The organism is Actinosynnema sp. (genome assembly GCF_052038725.1).
Genome location: NZ_JBQGCX010000531.1, coordinates 1 through 1695 on the forward strand (window position 1 = coordinate 1; position 1695 = coordinate 1695).

1 protein-coding gene and 1 pseudogene are annotated in these 1695 nt (G+C 74.9%); one reads left to right on the forward strand and one right to left on the reverse strand.

Annotated features, from left to right (window positions below; all coding sequences use genetic code 11):
- A pseudogene (locus tag ACTUAL_RS10685) lies at positions 1 to 128 on the forward strand (cadmium resistance transporter); the annotation flags it as partial.
- 4 nt (positions 129 to 132) lie between these two features.
- Here the strand turns inward: ACTUAL_RS10685 and ACTUAL_RS10690 are convergent.
- Positions 133 to 1122, reverse strand: a complete 990-nt coding sequence (locus ACTUAL_RS10690; RefSeq protein ID WP_440900140.1) for an SAM-dependent methyltransferase — start codon at positions 1120 to 1122, stop codon at positions 133 to 135.
- Between the last annotated feature and the right edge of the window lie 573 nt (positions 1123 to 1695).

Below are 1695 nucleotides of genomic sequence, written 5' to 3' on the forward strand. Positions count from 1 at the left end.
GCTGGTTCCTGGCGAGCCGTCCGGTGGTCGCGCGCTTCCTGGCGCGGTGGGGGCACGTGGTGCTGCCGGTGGTGCTGATCGCCATCGGCCTGGTCATCCTGGTGGAGGGCGGCGCGTTCGGCCTGTGACCGGTCACCGGTCGACCACCCGCTCGGCCACGACCAGCAGGTAGTTCACCCGCCCGCTCCGGTAGCCGTCGAGGAACGCGGTCTCCACGCCGGTGCGCAGGTCGGAGCGGGCGCGCAGCTCCCAGTAGGGGATGGCGCGCGCGGTCAGGTCGGTGACCTCCAGCGGCGCGAGGCCGTGGTCGGCCAGTGCCCGGAAGTACGTGCTGCGCCGGTGGATGCGGCAGTCGTAGTGCCGGTCGATCGCCTCGCCCTCCGGCGCGCGCCCGGTGACCGCGTCGTTGTGACAGCCGGTGACCAGGACGTGCCGCCCGCCGGGACGCAGCAGCCGGGCGAACTCGGCGAACGCCTCGTCCAGGTCCACGTACATGGTGCTCTCGTTGGCGATGACCCGGTCGAACGCGCCGTCCGCGAACGGCGTCGCGACCAAGTTGGCGCGGTGGAACCGCACCCGGTCGGCGCACCCGCGCCGCCGCGCCAGGTCCGAGGCGAGCTCGACGTGGTGGGAGCAGAAGTTGACGCCGTCGACCGCGCACCCGAACCGGTCGTGCGCCATGAACGAGGTCCCGCCCCTGCCCGACCCCGCGTCCAGGATCCTGGCGCTCGCGGGGACCTCGCCCAGCGCGGACAGCACCAGGTCGGCCTGGGCGCTCTCCATCCGGTGCAGCTCCCGCGCGATCCGCCGCTGGAGCCCGTGCGGCGGACCGGTGAGCGCATCGGGATCGGGGGCGTCGATGCCGTAGTGGTGGTGGTAGAGGCCGTCGTCCGCGCCGAGCAGCAGGTTGACCGGGTCGTCCCGCTTGTCCTCCCAGTGGGCGTTGACCTTGCGCTCGTAGTCGTTGCGCAGGACGTTCCCGGTCGGAGAACTCAGCACGGCGCCTCCTCGGCGGATCGGGTCGACCGCCCCCGCGTCGACCGCCCCAGCGTCGAGCGCCGAGGGGCGCGGGACCAGCGCGCTCACCCGCGTGCCCGCCGCGAACCACCCGCCGGGCAGCACCGGGGACCACCCAGCCGCGCCCCCTTTCGGCCGCACGGGTGACCGCCGCGAGACCGCGGGGCGAACGCCGCCACCCGGTCCGCGGTGGACGCTCCGGGAAAGCCGCCGGAAGACCTGCGGCTGTTCACCTGGCGATCACCGGCGACCGGGAGCACGGGGCGCGCGGCTCCCGCTCGGCTCAGACCCGGTGTCGTCCTGCCGCTGACCGGCGCGGCCTCGATCCTGCTGCTGTCCGCGCTGGGGCCCGGCGCCCCGGTCGCGGACGTGATCGGCGACTGCGCCCTGCACCCGTCGAGCGCGCCGCGGTTCGCGCTGTGCGTGCTCCTGCTCGCGACCGGCGGCACGGCCGCGCTCACCGGGCTGCCGCGCTCGTGGGCGTTCCGGGCGTGGCAGGGCGGGGCGGCGGCTGGTGCTGGTGACCGCGCTGCTGTTCGGCGTGAGCCACCTGACCGCTTCCCCGCCGGGGGTCGCTCGGGGGCTTTTCGAGCGGATCACCGTGTTCGCGCAGGCGGGTCTGCCGCTGGCCATCGCGGCGACGCCTCGGCTTGTCCCCGCAAAGGCGGAATCGCGACC